At 67.1% G+C, this 25614-nt stretch carries 24 protein-coding genes; 10 read left to right on the forward strand and 14 right to left on the reverse strand.

Translation table 11 applies throughout. The features are described 5' to 3' along the window. Positions 1–3: 3 nt before the first annotated feature. Positions 4–918 carry a cation diffusion facilitator family transporter gene (locus tag IPI67_25650; protein ID MBK7583564.1) on the reverse strand — a complete coding sequence of 305 codons (915 nt, stop codon included), beginning with the start codon at positions 916–918 and terminating at the stop codon, positions 4–6. A 585-nt stretch (positions 919–1503) separates the two neighbouring features. On the opposite strand from IPI67_25650, the gene IPI67_25655 reads away from it, so the two are divergent. Further along, complete coding sequence (locus tag IPI67_25655; GenBank protein ID MBK7583565.1) at positions 1504–1890, forward strand: hypothetical protein; 387 nt, start codon at positions 1504–1506, stop codon at positions 1888–1890. 2 nt (positions 1891–1892) lie between these two features. Here IPI67_25655 and IPI67_25660 read toward each other — a convergent pair whose 3' ends face one another. Genes IPI67_25660 through IPI67_25670 form a run of 3 tightly spaced genes read right to left on the reverse strand, consistent with a single transcriptional unit; the run spans position 1893 to position 3758 of the window. Beyond that, positions 1893–2075, reverse strand: coding sequence for a hypothetical protein (locus tag IPI67_25660; protein MBK7583566.1), 183 nt, complete (start codon positions 2073–2075; stop codon positions 1893–1895). A gap of 43 nt (positions 2076–2118) precedes the next feature. Next, complete coding sequence (locus IPI67_25665; protein ID MBK7583567.1) at positions 2119–2889, reverse strand: hypothetical protein; 771 nt, start codon at positions 2887–2889, stop codon at positions 2119–2121. A gap of 59 nt (positions 2890–2948) precedes the next feature. Then, the gene (locus IPI67_25670; GenBank protein MBK7583568.1) at positions 2949–3758 is read right to left on the reverse strand and encodes a hypothetical protein; all 810 of its coding nucleotides are present in this window, start codon (positions 3756–3758) and stop codon (positions 2949–2951) included. Between the two features lie 150 nt (positions 3759–3908). Here IPI67_25670 and IPI67_25675 point away from each other — a divergent pair, with 150 nt between their 5' ends. Then, complete coding sequence (locus IPI67_25675; GenBank protein ID MBK7583569.1) at positions 3909–4367, forward strand: DUF2269 family protein; 459 nt, start codon at positions 3909–3911, stop codon at positions 4365–4367. Positions 4368–4416: 49 nt separating this feature from the next. Here the strand turns inward: IPI67_25675 and IPI67_25680 are convergent, their stop codons facing one another. Both IPI67_25680 and IPI67_25685 read right to left on the reverse strand, forming a co-directional pair. After that, entirely contained in the window at positions 4417–5394 is a 978-nt protein-coding gene (locus IPI67_25680) for a serine/threonine protein kinase (GenBank protein ID MBK7583570.1), read from the reverse strand. Then, positions 5391–6158 carry a GAF domain-containing protein gene (locus tag IPI67_25685; GenBank protein MBK7583571.1) on the reverse strand — a complete coding sequence of 256 codons (768 nt, stop codon included), beginning with the start codon at positions 6156–6158 and terminating at the stop codon, positions 5391–5393. Before IPI67_25685 ends, IPI67_25680 begins: the two co-directional genes overlap by 4 nt. A gap of 80 nt (positions 6159–6238) precedes the next feature. Here IPI67_25685 and IPI67_25690 point away from each other — a divergent pair, with 80 nt between their 5' ends. The 3 genes from IPI67_25690 (at position 6239) to IPI67_25700 (ending at position 11358) form a co-directional block, all read left to right on the forward strand. Next, complete coding sequence (locus IPI67_25690) at positions 6239–8341, forward strand: hypothetical protein (protein ID MBK7583572.1); 2103 nt, start codon at positions 6239–6241, stop codon at positions 8339–8341. Between the two features lie 115 nt (positions 8342–8456). Continuing rightward, a complete protein-coding gene (locus IPI67_25695) occupies positions 8457–10187 on the forward strand; it encodes a hypothetical protein (protein ID MBK7583573.1) in 1731 nt (576 codons plus the stop codon). Positions 10188–10380: 193 nt separating this feature from the next. After that, positions 10381–11358 carry a fatty acid desaturase gene (locus IPI67_25700; protein ID MBK7583574.1) on the forward strand — a complete coding sequence of 326 codons (978 nt, stop codon included), beginning with the start codon at positions 10381–10383 and terminating at the stop codon, positions 11356–11358. 42 nt (positions 11359–11400) lie between these two features. On the opposite strand, the gene IPI67_25705 is transcribed toward IPI67_25700, so the two are convergent. Both IPI67_25705 and IPI67_25710 read right to left on the reverse strand, forming a co-directional pair. Next, positions 11401–11946: a hypothetical protein gene (locus IPI67_25705; protein MBK7583575.1), complete on the reverse strand. Its 546-nt coding sequence runs from the start codon at positions 11944–11946 to the stop codon at positions 11401–11403. 35 nt (positions 11947–11981) lie between these two features. Next, complete coding sequence (locus IPI67_25710; protein MBK7583576.1) at positions 11982–13469, reverse strand: hypothetical protein; 1488 nt, start codon at positions 13467–13469, stop codon at positions 11982–11984. A 213-nt stretch (positions 13470–13682) separates the two neighbouring features. Here IPI67_25710 and IPI67_25715 point away from each other — a divergent pair, with 213 nt between their 5' ends. Continuing rightward, a complete protein-coding gene (locus IPI67_25715; protein ID MBK7583577.1) occupies positions 13683–14600 on the forward strand; it encodes a hypothetical protein in 918 nt (305 codons plus the stop codon). Positions 14601–14611: 11 nt separating this feature from the next. On the opposite strand, the gene IPI67_25720 is transcribed toward IPI67_25715, so the two are convergent. Further along, complete coding sequence (locus IPI67_25720; protein ID MBK7583578.1) at positions 14612–15841, reverse strand: MFS transporter; 1230 nt, start codon at positions 15839–15841, stop codon at positions 14612–14614. A 206-nt stretch (positions 15842–16047) separates the two neighbouring features. Between IPI67_25720 and IPI67_25725 the strand changes: the two genes are divergently transcribed. Further along, a complete protein-coding gene (locus IPI67_25725; protein ID MBK7583579.1) occupies positions 16048–16659 on the forward strand; it encodes a glutathione S-transferase N-terminal domain-containing protein in 612 nt (203 codons plus the stop codon). A 5-nt stretch (positions 16660–16664) separates the two neighbouring features. Here the strand turns inward: IPI67_25725 and IPI67_25730 are convergent, their stop codons facing one another. Then, a complete protein-coding gene (locus IPI67_25730) occupies positions 16665–17249 on the reverse strand; it encodes a hypothetical protein (protein MBK7583580.1) in 585 nt (194 codons plus the stop codon). Here IPI67_25730 and IPI67_25735 point away from each other — a divergent pair. The 3 genes from IPI67_25735 (at position 17248) to IPI67_25745 (ending at position 19709) form a co-directional block, all read left to right on the forward strand. Continuing rightward, the gene (locus IPI67_25735; protein MBK7583581.1) at positions 17248–18480 is read left to right on the forward strand and encodes a M20 family metallopeptidase; all 1233 of its coding nucleotides are present in this window, start codon (positions 17248–17250) and stop codon (positions 18478–18480) included. The genes IPI67_25730 and IPI67_25735 overlap by 2 nt on opposite strands. A 79-nt stretch (positions 18481–18559) precedes the next feature. Next, positions 18560–18895: a DUF3634 family protein gene (locus tag IPI67_25740; protein MBK7583582.1), complete on the forward strand. Its 336-nt coding sequence runs from the start codon at positions 18560–18562 to the stop codon at positions 18893–18895. Positions 18896–19121: 226 nt separating this feature from the next. Beyond that, positions 19122–19709 carry a hypothetical protein gene (locus IPI67_25745; protein MBK7583583.1) on the forward strand — a complete coding sequence of 196 codons (588 nt, stop codon included), beginning with the start codon at positions 19122–19124 and terminating at the stop codon, positions 19707–19709. Here IPI67_25745 and IPI67_25750 read toward each other — a convergent pair. The 4 genes from IPI67_25750 to IPI67_25765 all read right to left on the reverse strand — a co-directional run bounded on the left by IPI67_25750 (position 19706) and on the right by IPI67_25765 (position 25543). Beyond that, positions 19706–20482 (reverse strand): succinate dehydrogenase/fumarate reductase iron-sulfur subunit, encoded by a 777-nt coding sequence (locus IPI67_25750; GenBank protein ID MBK7583584.1) that lies wholly within the window; start codon positions 20480–20482, stop codon positions 19706–19708. The genes IPI67_25745 and IPI67_25750 overlap by 4 nt on opposite strands. Positions 20483–20515: 33 nt before the next feature. Next, positions 20516–22450, reverse strand: coding sequence for a fumarate reductase/succinate dehydrogenase flavoprotein subunit (locus tag IPI67_25755; GenBank protein MBK7583585.1), 1935 nt, complete (start codon positions 22448–22450; stop codon positions 20516–20518). 11 nt (positions 22451–22461) lie between these two features. Next, positions 22462–23130: a succinate dehydrogenase cytochrome b subunit gene (locus IPI67_25760; protein ID MBK7583586.1), complete on the reverse strand. Its 669-nt coding sequence runs from the start codon at positions 23128–23130 to the stop codon at positions 22462–22464. Between the two features lie 325 nt (positions 23131–23455). Continuing rightward, positions 23456–25543 (reverse strand): hypothetical protein, encoded by a 2088-nt coding sequence (locus tag IPI67_25765; GenBank protein ID MBK7583587.1) that lies wholly within the window; start codon positions 25541–25543, stop codon positions 23456–23458. Between the last annotated feature and the right edge of the window lie 71 nt (positions 25544–25614).

A 25614-nucleotide genomic window follows, 5' to 3' on the forward strand; every position in this document is an offset into this window, starting at 1 on the left:
AGCTCAGGGTTCCAGCGCCGGCTCGACGAACAACCAGCGGACCTCGGGGCAGCGTTTACGTAGCTCGGCTTCGAACTCGTCGATGGCCTGAGCCAGCTCACGTGTCGTGAGCGTGGCGGCAAAGCGCAGCTTCACGGCGACCATGACCTCACCCGGCCCCTGCTGGATCGTCGTCATCCAGAGCAATTCCTCGGTGCGCGACAGCTCCGTCACCACATCCGCGACGGCGCGACTGATCTTCGGATCGGCGGCCTCTCCAATCAGCAACGACTTGATCTCGACGGCCAGAAAGACGGCGACACCAATCAACACCACCCCGATCGCAACACTGCCCACCCCATCCCAGCGCGTGTCACCGGTATAGTGGGAGACGATCACCGCGACCGTCGCGAGCGCCAGGCCGAGGGTCGCGGCCATGTTCTCCCCGAACACGACCACCAGATCGGAGTCCTTCGTCTCGCGCAGATAACGCATGAAGGGCACGTCGCCGCGGCGGCGCCCGATCTCCTTGATGTTCGACAGCGTGGCAGCGCCCTCGAGCGCCAGGGAACACAACAGGATCACCAGGGCGATCCAGACCCTGTCGACCGGCTCCGGATGACGGATCTTGTGGATCCCCTCGTACACCGAGAACACGCCACCGCCCGAGAACAAGAGCAGCGCCACCATGAACGACCAGAAGTAGAGCGCGCGGCCGTAACCGAGCGGGTGGCGCTCGTCGGCCGGGCGCCGCGCCCGGTGCACTCCAAGCAGCAGCAGCCCCTGATTTCCGCAGTCGGCGGCAGAGTGCAGCGTCTCGGCGAGCATGGCGCCAGAGCCCGTGAGCACTGCTGCGACCCCCTTGCCGGTTGCGATCACGGCGTTGACGACCAGCGACTGAAGGATGTGGCCGGTACCGTGTTTCTGTTCGGAGCCCATGGGGTGAGCCCGGCTTTTAGCACGAGACCGGAGGCGTTTTGCCGTATCGTCGCGGCATGCGCGCGGTGTTCCCGTGGTCGGCCTCGTTCCTCTTTGGCGTCATGGCGTGCGGGTCGCAGGGCCCGATCGTGCCTGGAGCAAGACCCGCCGTGGTCGCGGTTGCGCCCGCGAAAGAGCCCCGGCCCGCCCAGTCGCCACCCTCTCTCAGCGGACCACCCCGCGATCCGCGCGCTTTGTTTCCGCCCTCGCCGATCACCGATTTCGCCAATTCGATGCGCCAAATCGCCCTCGCCGCTCTGGACGGTGGCCCGCTCCCGGAGGTCGGCGTGCCCATCGAGCGGCAACGCGACCCGAACCGACTCGTCCGTGCGGAGCAGCCAAGACCGGCGGCTCGCGACCTCGAGGTCTTTGCGTTCGCGATGGAGATCACGCTGATCCTGCGCGCGCCGAACGCAGACGGCGGCAGCGACGAAGACGACGGCGGCTTCGAAGTGATCGCCTTTCTGTCGCGCACCGGCCTGAAGGTAGCGGGGCTGCGTCCGCGGGGTCCACGCGCGATCAAGGAGACGCCAGGCTGGCTGTCCGGTGCCCGTACCTTCGGCAACGACGTGCTCGGAAGCCCTGCGACGGCGTCGCATCGGCGACCTGTTGGTCGGCGACACCGAGCGCCCGGTGCTGAACGACGACTTCTTGTTCAAGCGGCTGATGGACGAGCGTCCCAAGGTCGATGCGTTGGAGCGCCTCGAGGCACTCGCTGCGAAACACGAGCGTGCGCTGGGCTACCACTTCGACGATGTGTACCTGCTCGCGCGCGATCGGAGCGGCAGCCTGGTCGGCCTGCAGCTCCAGGTCGACGAGGATGACGGTCAACTCATGCTGGACGCCGCGCCGCTCGTGCGCGTGGAACGGCTACGCAAGGACCGCGACGAGCCGGCGGCGCTCGAGGCCCCGAAGCCGCCGCCGCCGCCGTGAGGTCAGCGGTCGGTCGCGTGATTTCGCGCCGCGACCCAGCCGCCCAACATCAGGACAGCCAGCCCCACGAGCAGCGCCGCCGAGACCCGCGCCCCGACATCCGCGACTGAACCCTGGACCCCGACGCCCGCGGCGAGCGCGGCGGCGAGGGAGACGCCCAAGACCCACGAGTTACCCGGATTCACGCCCCTCCTACGCGCGGCCCCGGCCGCTCTTCCCTGGCGGCGCTCAGAAATATGCGGCAACACCCAGGGTCATCACGACCTGGTATTGCCACTCGGTGTGATAGGTGACTTTCTGAGCCGCGCCGGAGGCCCAGACGACGTCGATGCGGTCGGCCAGTTTGTCGGACACGCCGGGGTTGTAGCTGCCCCGGAGGCCGACCGGAATGCGCAGGTCGATGGACGGCACCGGGAGCTTGATCTCCACTCCACCGCCGAACGTGAGCATCGTGTAGTTGTCGGCTCGCGCTTCCATCTCGGTCCCGAGCGGTTTGTCCACCTCCGCCTTGGCACTGCTCGGGAACACGAGCTCCGGACCCACGAAGAACATCGGCTGCACCACCGGCCCCGGCACCACGATCTTGGCCAGAATGGGCACGTGCCACGCACCTTGTTCGATGCTGATGGTCACCTTGTAGACACCATTGAACGTGATGTCGCCCTTGCCGCGATCGGTGGTGCGGAGTGCGTCGACCTCGAGTCCGAGGAGGTCGATGAACCGCGCATCGAACATCAACCCACCGCCGAGCGTCGTTCCGCCGAAGCCTGGATAAAACTCGGCCTGTCCTGTGCCCACGCCCGGAACTGTCAGGGTCTTGTCCCCGGGCTTGCTGATGAAGTTTCCACCGGCCACACCCAAGAGGCCCACACCACCGGAGAAGGATTTTCGTGCGGGTTTGGCCGAGTCTTCCGCGAGCGCGCGGTTCGAGACGAACAGCCCGAGCGCGAGCGCGAGGCCCTGCAACACAACGACGTTCTTCGATTTGAAATAGCGCATGGCAATCACGACCTCGTGCCCAGCCGCCTACCACGGAACGAGTCGGGCGGCAGTCGGGCTCAGCGCAGGCGGTAGTGCAGCACGAGTGTGCGCCCGCCTCGCTCCACGGTGACACCAAGCTCCTTGCCTTGTCTGACCCCCGCAAGCGCCAAGAGCGCCGACTCGGGTCGCCTGGCGTCGGCGCCGTTCAGCTGCGTGACGAGATCGCCTTCGACGAGGCCGATGCTGGCGAGCAGTGACCCTGCTCGGACTCCCAGCAGTCGGAACCCGTTGGGCGCGCGGACGAACCGTGCTCCGCCGAGGGAGAAGCGAGCGGCCGCCGGCGCAACCGCAGGCGACTGAGGCGACGGGCGCGCGCGCGAGGCGGCCACCGGAGTGGACTGCGCCGCCGAGATCAGAGAGAGCTCTGCCCGGCAGCGACTCTCGTTCCGCTCGAGCCAAACGCTGGGAGACGCCGCCGCGCCCGCGTGACCAATGAACGAGACGGTCCGGTCCCCGAAGTGATCGCCGATCCGCACGAGTCGAGCCTGGCCGGCCTGGTCCGTGAGGGTCGCGAGAGACCAGGTCGGGTCGGCGGACTCGGTGATGATCCGAGCTGCGATCCCCGGACAGGCTTGCTCGCCGGCGAGCCCATGTGACTCGGAGGAGCGAGAGCCCCATGCAGCGCCGAGCTCGGCGGCCGTCAGCGGACGCTGGGGCACCGCCGGCCGGAGCGCAGTCGCACGGTCGCCGGACTCGATCCGAAGCGCCGGCGGCCCGAGAGCGCCGGCGATCAGCGTCGAGAGCGCGTGCGCCTGCAACACGCTCAGCGCCAGCACCCCGAGCGCAACCACGACCGCGTGCAGGACGAGCGGCAACTGTCGACGCATGCGCACCCCGTTTGCGAGCGCCGTGCCAGAGACTCGAGCTGCTGCAGTCGCGCGGATCCGGGAGGTTTCTGCGTCCGCTCTCCCGCCCACTTGTCAACTTGGCAGCGCGGGCTTCCGAAAGCTGACCTCGTGTCTTAGGCTCGCGCGCGCATGACCGGCTACCTGATCGAACGTTTCCTCCACCTGCTCGGCGCGTTTGGCTTCGTCGCCTCCCACGGCGCCACCGCCGCCGTCACGTTCAAGCTGCGCAAGGAGCGCGATCCAGCGCGGGTCCGCGCTTACCTGGATCTCTCGCGCTCGACCCGCGGGGTCATGCACGGTTCGTTCTTGCTGCTCTTGCTCGGCGGCATCGGCGCGGGCTTCCACGGCAAATGGTGGTCGTCGGGTTGGATCTGGACGTCGCTCGTGCTGCTCATCGTGCTCTTCGCCGCGGCGTTTCCGCTGGCCGTTCCGTATTTCAAGGCCATCCGCAAGGCCGCGGAGGCAGATCCGCCGAACCAGACCGAGCTCGACTCCCTGCTGCAATCACCCCGGGGCCTCGTGCTCGCCTGGGTGGAATCAATCGGGATCCTGATCATCCTGGGGCTGATGGTATTCAAGCCGTTCTAGCTAGTCTCGACTTGGGCAGTCTTGCGATGCTCAGCGCACGCACGGCCCCCTACCCCCGCCCCAAGTAGACCGCGGCGGCGACGCCGATCAGTACGACCCCCAACAGAACGACGTACACGAGCCGGCGTGACTCCGAGGCCTCGCCCGCTTCACCCTTCCGAATCTTCGCGAGGCTCACCCAAGCCTCACCCGCGCTGGCAAAACGCTGCTCGGGCCGCCGGTTGACCGAACGCGCGAACCAGGCGTCGAACCCAGGCGGCAGCGCGTCGCCCGCGCCGACGCCCGCCGCCCGGAGCGAGGCGGGCTCGAGCTCCCCGCGTTCGAGCTCGAGCATCAAATCGACGACACTCGAACCAGCACCAGCGTGCCGCCAGTAGTGGTGCGAGGTGAGCACGAAGTACGTCAACAGCCCGAGCGCCCACACGTCTGCCGAGGGGGACGGCACAAAACCCGGCCGAGCTTGTTCCGGCGCTGTCCAGAGCGGCGTACCCAAGCCCGCCTCGGTAGACGCGAGACTCTTGTCCGCGAGCCCCTTTGCGATGCCGAAGTCCGACACCTTTGCAGTCGGCGCCCCGGCTTCGTCCAGCAGCAGCAGCACGTTCTCCGGTTTCAGGTCCCGATGCACGATGCCGAGCTCATGGGCGCGGGCCACGGCAGAGAAGATCTGCTCGAGCAAGCGGAAGCCTGCGTCGAGCGCGGGCTTGCCGTGCTCCGCGAGCCACGCCGAGAGCGCTGGGCCGCGGATGAGCTCCATTGCAATCCACGGCTGCCCGGACTCCTCGTCGACCCCCGCATCCAGGGTCGAGACCACGCTGGGATGATCGAGCCGGGCGCTCAGCCGCGCCTCACGCCGAAAACGATGCAGCGCCTTGCCCTCGTCGAGCAGCTCGCGCTTGAGCAACTTCAGCGCGACGCGGTGACCATCCTTCACCCGCTCGGCCTCCCAGACCGTGCCCATGGCGCCCTGCCCGATGCGCCCGAGCAGTCGATACTGGCGCACCAGCGGGCCGGTTGCCGACGTGCTCACGTGCGTCCGCGACGTTCCAGCGCAAGCGCGACGAAGCTCGACATCAGATAGGCAAACGTCTCCTCGTCGCTGTTCCAGGTTCGCTGCTGCCCGACGTGCTCGTGGCACACCACCCCGACCATCCTCCCGTTCACCCAGATCGGCACGTCGAGCATCGACGAAATCGAGAGTGGCGCCAGGTAGACCGAGGAGAAACACGAAGTGCGTGGGTCCTTGTGGGCATCGTGCGCCGCAATCGTCCGCTCGGTCGCCAGCGCCTTGAAGTAGGGCGTGAAGTCCTTGGCAAACAGCTCGACGCCAGAGGCGTGCGAGCCCGTCGCCCGCTCGAACAGGTCGGCGCAGGTGATCTTGGTGCGTTCGGTGTCGAGGAACCAGACGCTCACGCGCTCGACGTCGAGCGCGCTCGATGCGGCCTCGTTGATCCGCCGCACCGTGGCGTCCACGTCCCCGACGAACAGACTGCGTTGTGTCATCAGCTCGACGTAGGTCGCCAGATGTCGACGCAACGATCGGGTCTCGTCGCCCCCGGCCCGAGAAGGCGAGATGGCCCCGATACCCGGGGTGGGCCTGGGCGTCGTGGGTTGGGTGAATTCAGTGCGCAAGCGCGCCATCGCGTGCTCGAGCCGCTCGAGAAGCTCTGGCGAGTCCTCGACCGCCGCGGCCTCGGTGGAGGTCAGCTGCGCCATCGAGGCCAGTCGCATCTTGGCCACCAGCCCCCCGAGGCCGTTCGCCTCGTCGAAATAACCCCGACTCCGGTCACCCATGCAGCACGACGCTATCAGCTCCGCCCGCTTGCTGGGTGCCGCTGCTTGCCCCGGCCCCACCCAAACGCTAGGCCTCGGGTGTGCGAAACCTGCGTTGGGTCGTCGGGCTGGTGCTGGGCGTCGCCCTCGTCGCGTGTGCAACGGCCGAAGAACCGCGGAAGCAGCTGCCGGCAGCCGGCGGCGCGAGCGGCAGCGGCGGGCTCAGCTCGGACGGCGGAGGCGTCGGTGGGTGCACGAGCAACGGCGCATCGACCGGCAACGGCGCATCGACCGGTAACGGCGCATCGACCGGCAACGGCGCATCCACGGGCGCGGGTGCGAGCAGCGGGAACTGCTCCGGCGGCGCAGCCGGGGCCGCGGGCGCGGGCGGCGCGCCACAGTGTGACGACGCTTCGAAGCGCTGCCAACACGTGTTCAAGTACCCGCTGACGAACGAGACCAGCGTGGAGCTGCGCGGTGACTTCGCTCCGGACGGCTGGGACACGGGGGTGCAGCTGGCAAAGTCCGGCGGAGAGTGGCAGGCGAGCGTCGAGGTGCCGTTCGGCGTCGAGCTTCACTACAAGTACTGGGTCGACGGTTCGAAGTGGGTGACCGATCCCACCAACCCCAACAAGGTCTCGGATGGACTCGGCGGCGAGAACTCCGTGCTCGCCCCCATCAGCTGCACGAACTTCACCTGCGTGCCGGTCGTCAGCGGCACCTTCGACTGGCGCGACGCGATGCTTTATTTCGTGTTCGTCGACCGATTCTTGGACGGTGACCCGTCGAACAACGGCAGCCCGATCTCGGGGGTCGAGCCCCCCGCGGCCTATCAGGGCGGCGACTACGCGGGCGTCCGGCAGCGGATCAAGGACGGATATTTCTCGGACCTCGGCGTCAACGTGCTGTGGCTGACCGCTCCCATGGACAACCCGAACCAAGCGGGAGCCGGCACGGATGGCCATCAATACAGCGCCTATCACGGCTACTGGCCCCAGAACCTCGACCAGACCGAGGAGCACTTCGGGAGCCTTGCAGATCTAAAGGCGCTCGTCGCCGAAGCACACGCGAAGGACATCCGCGTGATCCTCGACTACGCGATGAACCACGTGCACAAATCGTCGCCGGTGTTCGCGCAGCACCCGGACTGGTTCTGGCCGCTGGATCTGGGTGGCAAGCAGTGTGTGTGTGGCGAGGGTTGTGCGTTCGAAGGCCCGGACGCCAAACGTTGCTGGTTCCGGGACTACCTGCCGGACTTCGACTTCACCAACGCGGCGGCGCGCAAGTTCAGCGTCGACAACGCGATCCAATGGGTCAAGGACACGGGCGTGGACGGCTTCCGGTTGGACGCCGTCAAACACATCGAGGATGCCTGGGTCACGGATCTGCGCGCACGCGTCAAGACCGACGTCGAGGCCACCAGCGGTGAGCACTTCTACATGGTCGGCGAGACCTTCACCGGCGACAGAAACGCCATCAAGTACTACGTCGACCCGACCACGAAGCTCGACGGCCAGTTCGACTTTCCGCTGCGCGCCAAGGCCGTGGCGGCTCTCTTGACCCGGAGTGTGCCGCTGACCGACCTCGCGGCGTTCCTGGCTGGGAACGACGGCTTCTACGGCGCCGGAATCATGAGCACGTTCATCGGCAACCACGACGTGCCCCGCTCCATCCACTTCGCCGCGGACACACCGACCTGGGGCAACGAGTGGTCGGACGGCAAGGACAAGGCGTGGAACAACCCGCCAACTCTGCCGTCCGGGCTGAGTGCCTTCGAGCGTCTGGCCAACGCCTACACGTTGATCTTCACGCTTCAGGGCGTGCCGCTCCTCTACTACGGCGACGAAATCGGCATGGCCGGGGGTGGAGATCCGGACAACCGCCGCGCGATGCAGTGGAGCGGCCTGGGTGCTGGCCAGACTCAGCTGCTCGCCCACGTGAAGAAGCTCACCGCCATTCGAGCCGCGCACCCCGCGCTTCGCCGCGGCACCCGCACCGCCCTCTCGGCGAGTGACGAAACTCTTGCGTACAAGATGCAACACAACGCGGACGCGGTGTATGTGCTCATCAATCGCGGCGACGGAGCGCAGTCAGTCGGCGGAGTCCCGAACGGCAACTACGACGAGCTTTTGACCGGCACGCAGGTGGCCGGTCCGAGCCTGAGCGTGCCGCCGAGGAGCGCGCGCATCCTCACCCCAAAATGATGCACTGAGCCCACTCCGACTCCGCTTCGCACTCGTGTATGTGAAGGTGCCACCTCGATCGCGGCTCGACGCGGCCCGAGCGCTTCGCGTATAGTGTTTGATTGGAGGCTTGTAGATGACGCATTGGCTTCGCCGCGTAGGTGGCATGGTGGTTTCGGTGACCCTCGCGGTGGTGTTTGCCGCGGCTTGCGGTGGCTCCGAAGACTCGGGCTCGAGCGCCGCTCCTTGTGGCGGACTGCTCAGCTGCGCAGGAAAGTGCGTCGATCAGAAGGTCGACCCGCAAAACTGCGGGGCCTGCGGCAAGGCCTGCGCAAGCGGGGAGGTCTGCCAGAGCGGGGCCTGCTCCTTCAACTGCGTCGGTGGCACCACGAACTGCACCGGCTCGTGTGTGACCACCAACACGGACCCCAAGAACTGCGGGAGTTGCGGTAAGGCCTGCGCGAGCGGTGAAGTCTGCCAGAGCGGCGCATGCGCGCTGACCTGCTCCGGAGGCAGCACCAACTGCACCGGCGCCTGTGTCACCCTGTCGACCGACCCCGCGAACTGCGGCGCCTGCGGCAACATCTGCGGCGTCGGTGAAATCTGCCAAGGGGGCACCTGCAGCCTGGCTTGCTCGGGCGGCACCGCGAACTGCAGCGGTGCGTGTGTGAACCTGAACAACGACCCGGCCAACTGCGGGACCTGCGCCAAGGCCTGCGCCAGCGGCGAGGTGTGTCAAGCCAGCGATTGCGCTCTGTCGTGTGTGGGCGGAACCACCAACTGCACCGGGTCCTGCGTCAACACCAACAACGATCCTGCCCACTGCGGCGGCTGCGACAAACCCTGCGGCACCGGCGAGGTGTGTGAGAGCGGGGTCTGCTCGCTCAAGTGCGCCGGGGGTACGACGAACTGCGGCGGGGCCTGCGTGAACACCGAGAGCGACCCGCAAAACTGCGGTAGCTGCGGCACCGCCTGCACCACCGGTCAGGTCTGCTCCGCGGGCCAGTGCGCGCTCCAGTGCGCCGGCGGCACGACCAAGTGCAGCAGCTCGTGTGTCAACACCGCGAACGACGCGGCCAACTGCGGCAGCTGCGCCAAGGCGTGCGCCACGGGCGAGGTTTGCCAGAACGGGACCTGCTCGCTTCAGTGTGTCGGCGGCAGCACCAAGTGCGGCAGCTCATGCGTCAACACCAAGAGCGACGTGCTGAACTGCGGAGCCTGCGGCACCAATTGCGGTTCGGGGCAGACCTGCTCGAACGGTGTCTGCACGTTGATCTGTCCGCCCGGCACGACGAAGTGCGGCAGTACCTGTGTGACGACCTCGATCGATCCGCAGAACTGCGGTAGCTGTGGCAACGTCTGCCCAAGCGGTCAGGTTTGCCAGAACAGCGCGTGTTCACTCCAGTGTCCGAGCGGCCTCGTCAAATGCGGCAACTCCTGTGTGAACACGGCGAACGATCCTCAGAACTGCGGCGGCTGTGGCGCCGCCTGCGGTGCCTCCCAGGCCTGCGTCGCCAGCAAGTGTGTGTCGTACTCGTGCCCGGCGGGGACCGCCCTCAACCAGGGTTATTGCTGGGTACCGACCAAGGACTGCATCGAGAACCAGGCGCAAGCCTGCGCCCGGGTCGGGCTGAACCAGGGTCCGCCGGGATACGCGTCGGGCGTCACCTGGGACGCCACCGTGATGGCCAGCGTCACGAGCCAGCTCGGCTGCACGAATCTGGGAGACGTCTCGTGTTGTGTCGAGTCGCTCTGGTTCAACAAGACGAACAACACCTGCTACACGCACAACTTTGGTGCGCAGTTCTACAGCTGGGGAAGCGGCTGTGTGGACGGCGGCCCGAGCGTGGTGCTCTGCTCGAAGTGAGCGCCGCGCGCGCTCGTTGAATCGCGGCGCCCGCCCGGGGCGCCGCGCGCGTGCGAACTCGCCTACGCGCCTGGTCGGGCAGGGAAGCGGAGCGAAGAGCGCACTTGTGTCCAGTCGTGGCGCAGGCGTTTCCGGCCCAGACCTTTACCGGACCGCTGACTTGTGCGAGGTTCCGCCCCGAAAGGACACCGCCATGGGTCTCCGTTTTGCCGCCGACGTTCGCACACTGCTCTGGGTGTGCATGACCATCGCACTGGTCGCCTTCCAGTTCGCGCGGCCCGACTATGCGCCGTACCTGTTCTGGCTGAGCGCGTACTTCGCCCTCGCCTGCGGTGTCATCGCCCACAATCACAATCACTGCCCCACCTTCAAGAACAAGCGCGCCAACGAGCTGTTCGGGCATGTGATCAGCATCTTCTACGGTTACCCGACCTTCGCCTGGATCCCGACGCACAACCTCAATCACCACAAGTTCGTGAATCGTGCCGGCGACGCCACCATCACCTGGCGCCACTCGAAGAAGAACAACCTCCTGGTCCTGGTCACGTATCCGATCATCTCGGCGTACTACCAGTCGGAGCCCACGGCCGCCTTCATCCGCCAGGCCAAGGTGAAGAACCCGAAGCTGTTCCGGCGCATCCAGATCCAGTACGTCGTGTGGCTCGGCAGCCACGCTGCGCTGCTCGCCCTCGCCATCTGGTTGCACGGCACACGCCAGGGGCTGGTCCTGTGGTCGCTCGTCTGCCTCGTCCCGGCGCTGTTCGCGCTGTGGACCATCATGGTCTTCAACTACGTCCAGCACATCCACACCGATCCCTGGTCGGACCACAGCCACTCCCGCAGCTTCGTCGGCTTCTGGACCAACTTCTTCCTGTTCAACAACGGTCTGCACGGCGCGCATCACGAGAATGCGGGCGCGCACTGGACCAAGCTTCCAGAGATCCACGCCAAGTACGTGGACCAGGTCGACCCCCGACTGATGCACAAGAGCATGTGGTGGTACTTCTTCCAGCAGTACTTCCTGGCAGCGCTCTTCCCTTCGCTCGGCACGACCCAGGTCGGTCGCGCGCCGTACGATCCGCCAGAGGGCAAACCGAGCGCGCTCGATCTCTCGGCCTCCAACGTCGGCATCGGCGAAGAGGGCACGAACGAAATCATTCTGCGCGCGTGACCCCAGCGTGATTCTGCCGCCTCGAGCTCTGCGCGAGCCGCCTCACTCGTCGAGCGCAGCGTGGGCTTCGCGGAGGACGCGCAGCGCGTCTTCGTGGTCGAAGCCGAGCGCCTCGGCGAGTTGATCGAGGGTCTTCATCTCGCCGTGCGCGACGAAATCGTCCACAAAAGCTACGCCGGCCGCCAGCCCGAGGGCCAGCCGCCGCGCGGGTGCGCCGACGAGGCGTGAGGGCATGCTCGCGATTCGAGCATCCATACCCTCGCGCTCGAGGCTGCCACCAAAACGCTGGATGATATCCCCCAGCTTGAGCAGCACGACCCCGAGCTCGTAACGAGAGCCGCCGCTCTTTTCGCCAGCCTCGATGATGGCTTGCACGCTCGCTGTGAGAAGCAGCAGCTCGTCCTTCCCCAGCTCACCGTCGGCGGACGCCATCAAGTACATGACCTCGAAGACCGCCTCGATCTCCCCGGCACGCGCCCACTCTTCCGGGGTGAGCTCGGCCAGCATCGACAAGCTCCGTGCCCAGTCGGATACCGCGAGCTCGGCAAATTCGTCCCGGCACAGGCGAGCCAACTTCGGTCCGAGCATCTCGCCCAGAACGGTCGGTCGCCCTCGATTGCCTGTCAACCCAGCCCTGACTCCGTGGCGGCCGGTTGCTCTGCATCCGACCCTTCGGCGCGCCCGGCGTCCACGGGTAGCCAGACCCGCGCGGTCGTGCCCTGCCCGCGTTCACTCTCGAGCTCGAGCGTCCCGCCGTGTGCCTGTACCACCCGCTGCACGATGGGGAGCCCGAGCCCGGTCCCACTCGGTCGGGTGGTAAAAAATGGGTCGAGCGCGCGCGCGAGGGTCGCCGAATCCATCCCCGAACCACGATCCCGAATGCTCACGGTGACGCCGCCCCGCACACCCGTACCCTCGGAGAGTGTGACCTCGATGCTGCCTCCCGCCGGCATGGCTTGCGCGGAGTTCAGCAGCAGGTTGTCAAACGCCACCAGCAGGAGCGCCGCATCCGCCTCGATCAGCGGCAGCTCGCCGTCACGCTCCACCTCGAGCGTGTGGCTCTCGCCGGGGGGCAGGCTGGTTCGCTGGAGCAACTCGAGCAGATCGATGCGCGAGGGTTTCAACTGGGTGGGGCGGGCGAATCTGAGGAGATCGGTCACCAGGTTGTTCAGTCGATCGGCCTCTTCGCTGACGATTTGCAGCAGCGTGGTGCGGTCGGGATCGGCAAGCTTCGGGCGGCGGAGCCCGGCCACGGCGTTGGCGATGATCGCCAGTGGGTTCCGCACCTCGTGAGCGATGGCAGCGGCCAGCTCCCCCACTGCAGCCAGCTGTTCTTTCCGCGTCAGCTCGGACTGCATCTCCCGCAGCTCCGTGTGCGAAGCCGAGAGCTGGTTCGCGGTGGATCGGAGCTCGCGCTCGGTTCGTGTCAGCTCGCCGATCGTGCGCCGGTAGCGGAACACCAGGGTGCTCGCGACACTGAGGGCGTAAATCATGTACGCGTGCGGGACCAGGAACAGCGCGTTCTGGAGCACCCCCATGCTCAGGAGCATGTCGTTTGCGGCTGCGAGCACCAGGATCGAGCCGCCACCGAAGGCGAGGAAGGCCTCGTGCTGCCCGGCGCGCGCCGCGCGCAGCAGCCAGATCTGGCCCAAGACGAGCTCGATGGCGACGGTGGCGAAACCCGCCCGGGCAAACAAAGTTGGTTCCGCACGCCAATTGCGAAACTCCGCGCCGAACACGCGGGCATGGGCCAAGACCGCGGTGTCCACCCGCCACCACTGACCAAAGATCAGCACCAGCTCGAAGGCCATGGCCACGGCGTAAACGACGTACACCAACCGGCGACGCCCCCGAACGCCGGCGAACTCGACCACGAAATGGAGGTTGATGGCGGCGGCCAAGATCGCGGCTTGCATGACACCCGTCACCGCGACCAGGCGCCCAGCAACGTCCGGAGCAACGTGCGCGCGAGCGCTCGACGCGCTGTGAAACGCCAGCGCGAAGCACATCGCGCCGTAGATGAGCAGATCGCGCTCGCGCCGGGCGACGAGCGACGCCGCAGCGAAGAACACACCCAGCGCGAGCTGGGCGAGGCACCAGGCGCTCAGCACCCCGCTCAAGTAGACCGGCCCCACGGAATTTACCCGCCAGCGAGCATACGCGATGCGAAGCGAACGGAACCAGGACCGGCGTCAGGCGCGGAGAGCTCACCTGGCCAGACCAGGAGTCGACGCGCCGCGGCATGATCGACAAGGAAGCGCGGATGCTCTGGCCCACGCTCCCGTCCGCGACCGTGTACCATCAGGTCGCGCCTCGGGAGGCATATGCCGCGATCCATTCTGTGCCTGAAGCAGACACTACGGCTCCTCGGAGCTTCGCTGCTCTTCGCGTGTTCCGCGGACTCCGATCCGGAGGACGTGACCGGGCGCGTGCAAAACGCCGCGAGTGTAGGCGGCTGCAACTGTCCCACCTCGGGCGGCTGCTCGAGCCTGAGCTACTCGGACGTCCCGGCCGACGGCCTCTTCTACGTCACGACCTTCGGCGGCGGCTCCGACACCCAGCCGATGAGCTGCGGCGGCACAGCGGATGGCACCTGGGCCTACGTGGCGGACTCGGCGCGGTTCGGCTGCAAGGCCAAGCTGCTGGTCGAGGCGCAGGGCAAGTCGTGTGTCGCGGAGGTCCGCGACTGCGGTCCGAATCGTTGTGTCGAGCAGGCGGCGTGTTCGTGTTCGTGCGGCGGGCACTTTCCGATCCTCGACGCGAGCCCCTTCATTACCCAGTACCTGCTCGGAAGCTCGAGCGTCGGCTGGAGCGAGAAGCGCTCGGTCAAGGTGACGCTCGTCGATCCCGCGACGCCCATCGGCTGCCCCGGTGGGCCGGTCTCCCTCGATGCCAGCAACGATGCTGCGACCAGCGGGGGTGCAGGCGGTGGGGCCGGCATGACGTCCGGCGGCGGGGCGGCGGGCGCGGCGGGCAGCGGCGCGAGCACGGGCGGCGGCGGAGCCGGCGCGAGCGGCGGCAGTGCGGGCGCGGGCGGTGCGGGGACATCAGGCAGCGCTGGCACACCGGGCTCCGGCGGAGACTCGAACCCTCCCTCGTCCAAAGACGATGCCGGAGGTTGCAGTTGTCGTGTGGGCTCGCCTCGCACCGACCATTTCGGGTGGCTGACTGCACTGGGTGCGTTCGCGGCAATCCGACGCAGACGCGGACCGACCCGCACGGCACACCGGCTGCCGCGCTGAAATGCGCAGCCTCAGCCGCTCCGTTCCGCCGCCCGGACGCGTTTTTCCACCGCGTAGATCAGGAGCGGGAACAGTGCGGCAAACCCGATGGCCACCAGCGCCACCTCGCGCATGCGGAGCACGCTTCCGCCCGGAACTTCGATCAAGATGGCCGAAGACAAACCGGCCCCAACCGCCGCGCCGATGTGCTGCGTGGTGGACTGCAAGCTCATGTAACGCGCGCGCTCCGTAGCACGCGGCACTCGCGTCATCAGCGCGTTCATCGGCACCATGCGCAAGCTGCCCGAGATCATGAACGCCACGAACACCAGCATGATGGGCACGAGCGGTCGCTCCACCACGAAGCCGACGACTACCGCCGCCGCGAACAGAGCAGTTCCCGCAGCAACGATCAAACTCGATCCGTAACGGTCGGCGAGGCGTCCGGCCACCCGCATCGTGAAGAAGCTGCAGACCCCTCCCACGAAGTAGAGCAGGCCAAGGCGCGATCGCGGGTAGTCCAGATTGAACTGCAAGTAGGTGGCGATGTTGGGGACGATCACGAAGATGCTCAGCATGGTGACGAGATTCGCCGCCATCGAGTAGAGGACGACCGGGCGACGAACCACCTCCGCCAATGCGACGGGCGGTGCGGTTCGCGCGGCGACCAGGTGCAGCGTGAGCGACGGCAAGAGCGACGCGGCAGCCAGCGCCACCGTAGCGCCCAGCGTCGCGACCGCGAAGAACGGCAGCTGCCACCCACCAAGATGCGCGAGCTCGAGTCCGGCAGGCACCCCGAGCACCGAGGCCACCGAGAATGCGCCCATCACCGCGCCCAGCGCTCGCCCGCGTCGAGCCGGCGGGATCACGTCGGCGATGATGGCCAACCCGAGGGCGGTGGCTGGACCGCCGAACGCACCCGCCATCACACGCGCGAACATCAAAGACGCGAGCCCCGTCGCAAAGCCCCCCGCTGCGGTGCCCACGACCAGACCTCCCAGAGCGACCACGAGCGCGACTCGCCGATCGAAGCGATCGAGGAACAACATACCGACCAGACCGGACAGCGCCGCGGACGCGGTGTAACTGCCCGCAACCAGCCCAAGCGAGGAGCTCGGGATCCCCAGGGCGTCCACGAAATCTGGCCCCAGCGGCATGACCATCATGAAGTCGAGCACGTTGACGAATTGCACCATCGCCAGCACGACGAGCAGCTTGCGCTCTGTGATCACGGGCACCGGCAGCGGCACGCTCTGGGCCATCAGCTGGGCTCTCGCAGGGACAACGACGCCAATCGCTCCACGCACTTTCATGGGCCAGGTGGCGCTGCGCCACAAGGCCGGAGTGCGCGCGCGGGAGCCTTGGGAGCAGCAAACGGACGCTCGCGCAGGCGCGGGCGGCACCTCCCGCTCGTGCGCCGCGATAGAGCACGGACGCCCCAGCGAAATCCGAATAGACTGCCGCCGCGATGAAACTCTACGCCTCCTTGACCTCGCCCTTCGCGCGGAAGATCCGCATCCTCGTGGCGGAAAAATCGATCCGCTGCGAGCTTGTCGAGACCGACCCGACTGGCAAGGACAGCCCGGTGCCCAGCTTGAATCCGCTGGGCAAGGTGCCGGTCCTCGTGCGTGACGACGGTTCCGCATTGTTCGACTCACCCGTGATCATCGAGTTCCTCGACGCGGCAGCACCACCGGCCTTCATTCCCTCCCAAGCCGAGGACCGCTTCGATGTCTTGCGCTGGCAGGCGCTGGCCGACGGCATGATGGACGCAACGGTGCAACGTCTGCTGGAGACCCGCCGCAAGCCGGAACAGCAATCGAAGTCAGCCTTCGCCCGGCAAGAGGAGAAGCTGACCCGCGCGCTCGCTTACGCCGACGAACGTGCAGTCGCCCCGTACCTGGTCGATGGGCAGCTCACCCTAACAAACATCGCCTTGGGTGTTGCGCTCGACTACATCGATCTGCGCCACCCCCACGACTGGCGCTCCAGCTGCCCTGCGCTGACGAGCTGGCACCAGCGCATCGGTGAACGCCCCTCGTTCGTGGCGACTCGTCCGCCGGGGCTCCCCCACGACTGAGCGCGTCAGCACCCGCCGGCGCAGCTGCAGGTCCCCACACCCTTGCACTTGATCGAACAGCCGGAGGTGCAGCCGGTCAGCGTGCAGGTGCCCGTGCCCGTGCATTCGAAGCTGCAGCCCCCGCCCTTGCAGTCCAGCGTGGTGTTGCCGATGGCGCGGCTCTTCAAGGAGCACTTGCCGCCGGGACAGCGGAAAGTGGCGTTGCCCATACCGTTGGCCTCGAACTCACAGCCGGCGCCCGCGCAGGTCTTGGTGCAGTTGCCCATGCCGCTGCAGGCGCATTTGTCCCCGGCCTTGCAGTCCCCACCGGTATTGCCCATCTCCACGCTGCCACCGTCGGCGCCTTGAACGGTGATGGAGCCCTTGTCCCCGTTGACGGTGACGGAGCCCTGCTCACCGTTCACGCTGACGGAGCCCTTCTGGCCGTTCACCGTGACCGAGCCCTTCTCGCCGTCCACGCTCACCGAACCACCGTCTTGGGCCGCGTTGATCTCGACGTTGGGCGCGCTCTTCTTCTTGCAGGCAATCAGGGCCAGCGTGAGCAGCAATACGAACCCAAGACCTTCCGCCCCTGCGCGCCGCTTTGACATGGCCGGACTTTCTCACCCCCCGTCGGGCTACTCAAGCCCCACGGCGATCCCGTGTACAATCCGCTCGAACGTGCCGACTCCCGACGCCGCCCTCTCTGCAGCCGAAACCGCGCGCTCGGCCACCCTCTCCCTGCTTCGGCGCTGGGTCGAGCAGGACTCGTACACCGAGTCGGTAGCAGACGTGAACCGGATGGGCGCGCTGCTCCGGGAAGCGTTCGCACTGCCAGAGCTCTTACTCGAGGTAGAGCCCGGCAAGAGTTTTGGCGACCATCTGTGTTTCCGCACCCGAGCCTGGGACGAGCACCCGGAAGAGCGGCTGCTCTTGATCGGGCACCACGACACCGTGTTCCCGCCCGGGACATTCTGCGGATGGCACGAAGATGGTGAGCGGATCCGTGGCCCCGGCGTGCTCGACATGAAGGGCGGCATCGCGACGGTTCACGCAGCGCTCTCGGCGCTCTCGGCTACCCGTTCACTCGCAGCTCTCCCGCTCGCATTCGTCTCCGTCGCCGACGAGGAGGTGGGTTCGCCCGACTCCCGAGCCTTCACGCGCTGCTGGGCCGAAGGTGCGCGCGCGGCGCTGGTCTTCGAGGCGGGTCGACCGACCGATGCGGTCATCACGGCGCGCAAGGGCACCGGCAGCCTCCGAGCCATCGTCCACGGCAAAGCGGCCCACGCCGGTAACCACCATGCCGACGGTGTGAACGCGATCGCGGCCCTCGCTTCTTTCGTTCAGGCCGCACAAGCCCTGACGGATTACGAGGCGGGCGTGACCGTGAACGTCGGCGTGATCAGCGGCGGAACCAGCAAAAACACGGTTCCGGACCGCGCGGAGTGCACGCTCGACTTCAGGATGGCGCGCCGTGCTGATGGCGAACGCGTGGTCGAGGAGCTCCGCGCCGCGGCCCGTCGCATCGAGGCGGAGACCTCCGCACGCTTCGTGCTCGAGGGTGGCATCCGGCGCCCTCCGCTCGAACGAACCGAGGCGTCCGTCGCGCTGTATGAAAAGTACGCGACTCACGCCAAGGCCGAGGGCCTCGCTGCGCCGGAGAGCCCGCTGCTCGGCGGCGGCTCCGACGCCAACGACGTGGGGGCGCTCGGCGTCCCGGTGATCGACGGCCTGGGTCCGAGGGGGCGCGGGTTTCACACGCACGACGAGCACATCGAGGGACCGACGCTGCTCAGTCGCAGCCGGGCGCTGATCCGCTTCCTGGCCGAGTGGCCGCGCTGACGACGATGAACGCGGCGAGGTCTTTGTCCAGCGGAGGCGGCCGCGCCTCGGGCGCCCCGACCCTGCTACGGGTGAGCTCGTGAGCACCCTCGTCGGCCTGCTGATCTTGGTGCTGCTCGGCTTGCCACTCTGGGTGGCGATCTCTCGTTCGAACGAGCTGTTCTGTCTCCAGGTCCGGGGCGGAAAGGCCCGCGTCGTGCGCGGACGTCTACCGCAGCGCCTGCTGGACGAGCTCGGCGACGTGCTCGGGCGCCCGCCCCTGCGGTCCGCTCGCATCCGGGTCGTCGTCGAGGATCGCGCGGCGCGCGTGGTCGTGGATCAGGGCAGCGTGCCGCCCGATCAGCTGCAACAGCTGCGCAACGTGGTTGGAACCTTTCCGGTCGCGGCGATCCGCGCGGGTGGCCGCGCGCGCTGAGCTCAGCGGTCACAATCCGCGAGCCGCGCCAACGGCTCCCGCGCGCCCGTTGACGTTCAGCGGATTCACCGACAAGTTTGCCGGCATGCGACACGATTTCTTGCTCGCTCTCGCCATCGGACTGACCGCGCTCTGCGTCGAGCCGCGCTTCGCCAGAGCCTGAGGGCTCGCAGCGCCCGTCGGTCAGGCGGGCTGCAACCCGGACTCCAAGGAACGTGTCTGGTTGGTGGGCGCGGCCGCGGCTGCTTTCACCTCGGAGCTCTCCTTCGGTGATGGGCGAGCCTACACGCTGCGCCAACAGTCGTACCTTCTCAGCGTCGGTCGCCGGCTCGGGGATCGAACGGGAGTCGTGCTCAGCGCTGGACTGATCGGTGGGGGCGCCTTCGAGGGCGAAGGCCGTCGCTATCGGGTCGGCACCGGCTGGCTCGCGAGCGTGACGGGCGCGTACCGGATCTTCGGAGGTGACGATCAACAGCTCTTTGGCATCACCAGCCTGTCCATGGGATTTTCGCGCACCCACGTCGAACACGCGGAGTCGGGGGAAGACCAGGCGCTCTCCGCGTCGGATCTGCGCCTCGGCCTGGACGTGGGCGTCACCCTCTTCGGCCGCCTCCGACCCTTCGCGCTCGCCCGCGGCTTCGGTGGCCCGGTGACGTTCCGCCGCGCCGGCGAGGACCGCATCGGCGGCGACCGTTACCACTATTCACTCGGCTTCGGCGTCAGCACCGAGGCCGTCTCGGGTCTCGACCTGCGCTTCGAGAGCGCGCTGTTCGGGGAGCGCGCCTTGGTCTTTGCGACCGCCTTCGCGTTCTAGCCGGACCCGCTCGTCTTTTCTTCGTGCTCTTTCTCGATCACGGTCGCGCGCAGCAGATCGCGATTGAGCTGTGCGATGAACTCCACGCTGATCTCCTTGGGGCACGCCGCCATGCACTCGTAGTGATTGGTGCAGTGCCCAAAGCCCTCGGCGTCCATCTGACCGACCATCTTCTTCACGCGCTCCCAGCGCTCCGCCTGGCCCTGGGGCAAGAGCCCGAGATGCGCGGCCTTCGCCGCGACGAACAGCATGGCGCTGGCGTTGGGGCAGGCCGCGACGCAGGCGCCGCAGCCGATACATGCGGCAGCGTCCATCGATTTTTCGGCGTTCGCCTTCGGCACCGGAAGGCCGTTGGCCTCGGGCGCGCTGCCGGCATTCACGCTGATGTAGCCACCGGCCTGCACGATTCGGTCGAAGGCCGCCCGATCGACGACCAGGTCGCGGAGCACCGGGAAGGCCGCCGCGCGCCATGGCTCGATGGTGATCTCGTCCCCGTCGCTGAAGTGCCGCATGTGAAGCTGACAGGTCGTCGTTGCGGCGTTGGGCCCGTGGGGAACACCGTTGATGACCAGCCCACACATGCCACAGATGCCTTCGCGGCAGTCGCTGTCGAACGCGATGGGCTCCTTGCCCTCGGCGAGCAGTCGCTCGTTCACCACGTCGAGCATCTCCAGGAACGACATGTGTTCGTCGATGTCGGGAGCCGCGTAGGTCTCGAAAGCACCGACGTCAGCCTGGGCCTTCTGTCGCCAAACGTGCAGCGTGAGATTCATCGTCTTCGACATGTGAGCTTGTTTTCCTCTTCCTCACTTGTAGCTGCGCTGCACGGGCTTCACATACTCGAACTCGAGAGGTTCCTTGTGCAAAGCCGGTTTCGAGACGTCACCGGTGTACTCCCAGGCGGCAACGTACTGGAACTCTTCGTCGTTGCGCGCGGCCTCGCCCTCTTCGGTGACGTGCTCTTCCCGATAGTGACAGCCGCAGCTCTCGTCGCGCGCCAGAGCGTCGCGGCACATGAGCTCTCCGAGCTCCATGAAGTCGGCGACACGGCCCGCCTTCTCCAGCGTCTGGTTCAGGCTCTCTCCGCTCCCGGTGACCTTGAGGTTCTTCCAGAACTCCTCGCGGAGAGCCGGGATCTTCTCCAGCGCCGACTCCAGCGATTTTGCGTTTCGCGCCATGCCGCAGTTGTTCCAGATGATGTTGCCAAGCTCTCGGTGGAACGAGTCCGGCGTTCGCTCTCCGCCGATACCTAGGAGTTTCTCGACGCGCTCTTCGACCTCGGCCACGGCGCGTTTCACCTCGATGTGACCCGCGTCCACCTTCTCGAGCTTGGTGCTGGCCACGTAGTTGCCGAGCACGTACGGCAACACGAAATAACCGTCCGCCAGCCCCTGCATCAGGGCGCTGGCGCCCAGGCGGTTGGCACCGTGATCGCTGAAGTTCGCCTCGCCGGCGGCAAAACAGCCCGGGATCGTCGTCATCAGGTTGTAGTCCACCCACAGCCCGCCCATCGTGTAGTGGGTCGCGGGGTAGATGCGCATCGGAACCTTGTACGGGTTCTCGCCGGTGATGCGCTCGTACATGTCGAACAGGTTGCCGTACCGCTCACGGATCTTGGCTTCCCCCAGACGCTTGATGGCGTCCCGGAAGTCGAGGTAGACACCGCGCCGCACTCCGTCGACCTCCGAGCCGACGCCGCGTCCCTCGTCGCACACCATCTTTGCGCGACGGCTGGCGATGTCGCGGGGCACCAGGTTGCCGAAGCTCGGGTAGATCCGCTCCAGGTAGTAGTCGCGGTCTTTTTCGGCGATCTCCGCGGGATCTCGCCCGCAATCCGCCGCGTCCTTCGGCACCCACACGCGCCCGTCGTTGCGCAGGCTCTCGCTCATCAGCGTCAGCTTGGACTGATAGTCGCCGCTCGCGGGGATGCACGTCGGGTGGATCTGCGTGAAACACGGGTTGGCGAACAGCGCCCCCTTGCGGTGGGCGCGCCAGATGGCCGTCGTGTTGCAGCCCTTGGCGTTGGTCGACAGGAAGAACACGTTGCCGTAGCCGCCCGTGGCGAGCACCACGGCGTCCGCCGTGTAGGCTTCGATCTTCCCGCTGACCATGTCCCGCGTGACGATGCCGCGCGCCACGCCGTCGACCACGATCAGGTCCAGCATCTCCGTTCGCGGGAAGCTCTTGACGGTGCCCGCCTCGATCTGACGGGCGAGCGACTGGTATGCGCCGAGCAAGAGCTGCTGACCGGTCTGTCCACGGGCGTAAAACGTCCGCGATACCTGCGCGCCACCGAACGAGCGGTTGTCGAGCAGCCCGCCATACTCCCGGGCGAAGGGCACCCCCTGCGCCACACACTGGTCGATGATGTTCACCGACAGCTGCGCCAACCGGTGCACGTTGCTCTCGCGAGCGCGGAAGTCCCCGCCCTTCACCGTGTCGTAGAACAGACGGTACACACTGTCGCCGTCGTTTTTGTAGTTCTTGGCGGCGTTGATCCCACCCTGGGCGGCAATGCTGTGGGCGCGGCGCGGGCTGTCCTGGTAGCAGAACGACAGCACGTTGTAGCCGAGCTCGCCGAGCGAGGCGGCGCCGGCGCCGCCCGCCAGCCCGGTGCCGACGACGATGATGGTGTGTTTCCTGCGGTTGGCAGGGTTGACCAGCTTCATCGCGAAGCGGTGGCGGTCCCAGCGCGTCTCGATGGGGCCGGAGGGTGCGTTGCTTTCGAGCTTGATGGCCATCGCTGTCTCCGTCACTTCACGACGCCCGCGACGACGGCAACCGGCATCGCGATGTTGGCCGCGGCGACCGCGACACCCAGGGTCTGCGCGAGGAACTTCAGCTTCTCGTTGTAGCGCGGGTGATTGAAGCCGAGGGTCTGAAACAGGCTGAACGCCCCGTGATAGAGGTGCATGCCCAGGAACACCTGCGCGACGACGTAGATGGCGGTCACCCACGGCACCTTGAAGCCGTGCACGACGTTCGAGTAGACGTCGAGCGCGTCGTGTTTGTAGCTGGAGGCCATGGCCACACCTGGGAAGGTGAAATGGGCCAGGTGATAGAGCACGAACAACAAGAGCGCGACGCCCCCGAACTTCATCGTCAGCGCCGCGTAGGTCGTGGTCAGGTTCTTCTTCTTGCGGTAGCCGGTGGGGCGCGCCGCTGCGGTGCGCGCCAGGAGCTGCACCACCGTCACGACGTGCAACCCGAACGCGATGAGAAGCACTCCCCGCGCCACCCAGAGCAGCGGACCGAGGTCATGCAGCTTCTTCGCGTATCCGTTGAGCTGCTCCGGCCCCATGAAGACCTGGAGGTTGCCCACCATGTGAGCGACGACGAACCCGTAGAGCAGGAGGCCCGTCACCGCCAGGACGACCTTCTTGCCGATCGTCGTGTCGTAGAGCGTGATCGCTTTGGCCATGGGCATGCTTGTCTCGCGGCTCGTTTGCTTCGAGCCGCGCTCGCTAGCGGCTCACCGCACCCGTCAGGGGAGGGCGATTCGCGGCTGGATAATTACTCCATTGACCCGCCTTTAAGCGAGCGCGAAGTGGAGCAAACTCTGCCGGGTCATGGGTCTGAAAGGGCGCGCTCGGCAGCCCCGCGAAAGCTTTTCGCCCCAAACACGTGCTAGGGCCGCCGGACGCTCCCGCGCCAGCGGCCGTAGACCCCCGAGTAGAGCCAAAGAGCTCGCGTTTTTGCGACAGCAGCCCCGCCGCTCGGGTCCGCGGTGCTCGCTCAGCGGCGACTCAGAGGCACTTCCCGCTCGAGCAGAAATTGCTGGGGCACGAGGTGCCGCACTTGCCACAATTCTTGGGGTCGACCGTGAGGTTGGTGCAGGTCCCGCTCGACTGACACCACGTCGTCCCAGACGGGCACTGGCACTGGCCAGCGCTGCACGAGACGCCCGTCGGACACTTGACCCCGCAAGCGCCGCAGTTTGCAGCGTCATTGGTGGTGTCGGTGCACTTGGCGTAGCACGACGTCTGCCCCGTCGGGCACTGGCACTTCCCGGCGACACAAGCGACGCCGCTCGGGCATGCGTTCTGACACTGGCCGCAGTTCAGCGGATCTTCGGTGAGGTCCGCGCAAACCGGGTTCGTGTACCCGCACTGAGTCGTGCCGGCTGCACACGCTCCGCATTTGCCGGCCGTACAGGAAGTCCCGGGGCAGGCCGTCGCGCAGCTGCCGCAGTGTTTGACGTCGGTCGCCAGGTTCGTGCAGACCCCTGGGAGCTTCGCGTCACCCGACTTGCAGAACAACGAACCGGGGCCGCAGTCACACACGCCGCCGTTGCACGCGACTCCGCTCGGGCACTTCACGCCACAGGCGCCGCAATTGTTCGCGTCGGCGAGCACGTCGATACACGCTTGAACCTTGGTGTCCGCGTCGTAGCAGAGCGCCTTGCCACTCATCGCGCAGCCGCAGACGCCATCATCGCCGCAACTCGCGCCCGTCCCGCTGCACTTCCCGCCGTTCTTGCTGGTGCATTTTCCGCCGCATCCGTCGGCCTGACCGCAGGAGGCCGCCGCATCGCACTTTGGAGTGCAGCTCGTGCACGCCTTGGTCTTTGGCTCACAGCTGCCACCCTTGGCGACACAGTCCACGCACTGCACCGCGCCGGAACCACACTGGCTCGGCAGGTTGCCGGTCACACACTTGGAGCTGAACCAGCCCCCGGAATAGTCGCAGCACCCGCTGGCGCAGGAATAGGGGTCACAGAATCCTTGTGGGGCGCAAGTGGCGCTGCTGTCGCCGGTGGCCTGACAGGTTCCTCCGTACTGCGGGTCACACGCGGCGCCGGGACACAGGTTCCCGCAGCCGTCCGCCTGGCACATCGCCAGCATGCCCGGGTAGACCGGAGAACATCCAGCTCCGCAGGCGCCGCAGGCGTACTTCGTCGGCCAGCTGGTCTTGCTCGCAACACATGCCTGTGCGCCGCAGTCCGCGCACGCCTGCCCGCCGCTGCCGCACTCGTTGCGCACACCGCCGCTCACACATTGCCCGTCCTTGGTGCAGCAGCCGTTTGGGCACGTGGTCGGGCCGCACGTGTAACAGCCAGGCTTCATCGAGCCCGTGACGTCGCAGAACTGTCCCGCGGCGCAATCGACCTTGCAGGCACCGCCGCAGCCATCGGAGTCGCCGCACTTCTTGCCGCTGCAGCTCGGTTTGCACTCGGCGCAACCGTAGCCCTGAGTGCAGACACTTCCGAGCTTCGTGCAGTCGACGCAGGCTGCGCCGCTCTTGCCACACAGGGTCTCGGTGGCCTTCACGCATTGGCCTGTGCCGTCCCGGCACGAGTCGTAGCCACAGCTGCCAGCGCCGCCGCTGCCGCCGCTGCCGCCATATCCACCGCCGTAGCCACCAAACCCCCCATAACCGCCAGCGCCACCGAAGCCGCCGCTGCCGCAGATCCCACCGCAGAACTGCGAAGCCTCGCCGACACACATGTCGTCCCAACCGGCCTGGCAGCAGAACGCGTCCGCGCCGCAGACCTTGTCGACGCAGGCGTCACAACCGACCGCGAGCGGCGCGCCAATCGTGCACACGTCGTGAGCACACGAGGTGGTTCCACCGGCGCCGCCAGACGAACCACCCGCGCCGCCCATCGCGCCACCCGCGCCGCCCGCGGCGGAGCCCCCGCCCCCCGAAGTGCCGGCCCCTCCGATGGCGCCGCTCCCGGCATATGCGCCACTCCCGGCCTGCGCACCGCTTCCCGCGGTTGCGCCGGTCCCCACGCCGCCGGAGCCCGGCCCGCTCTGACCGTCGCTCGACGAACAGCCGAGGACACACGACACCACCGCGGCTGCGAGCAGCCGATTGAGCCCGTTCTTCATGGAATACCCCGAGCTTGGGCGTCACGTCGCGACGAACGAGTCGCGGGCGCTCCCGTTCAGCTCGGCAGGAC

It is taken from the genome of Myxococcales bacterium, from assembly GCA_016706225.1.
GTDB lineage: Bacteria > Myxococcota_A > Polyangia > Polyangiales > Polyangiaceae > JADJKB01.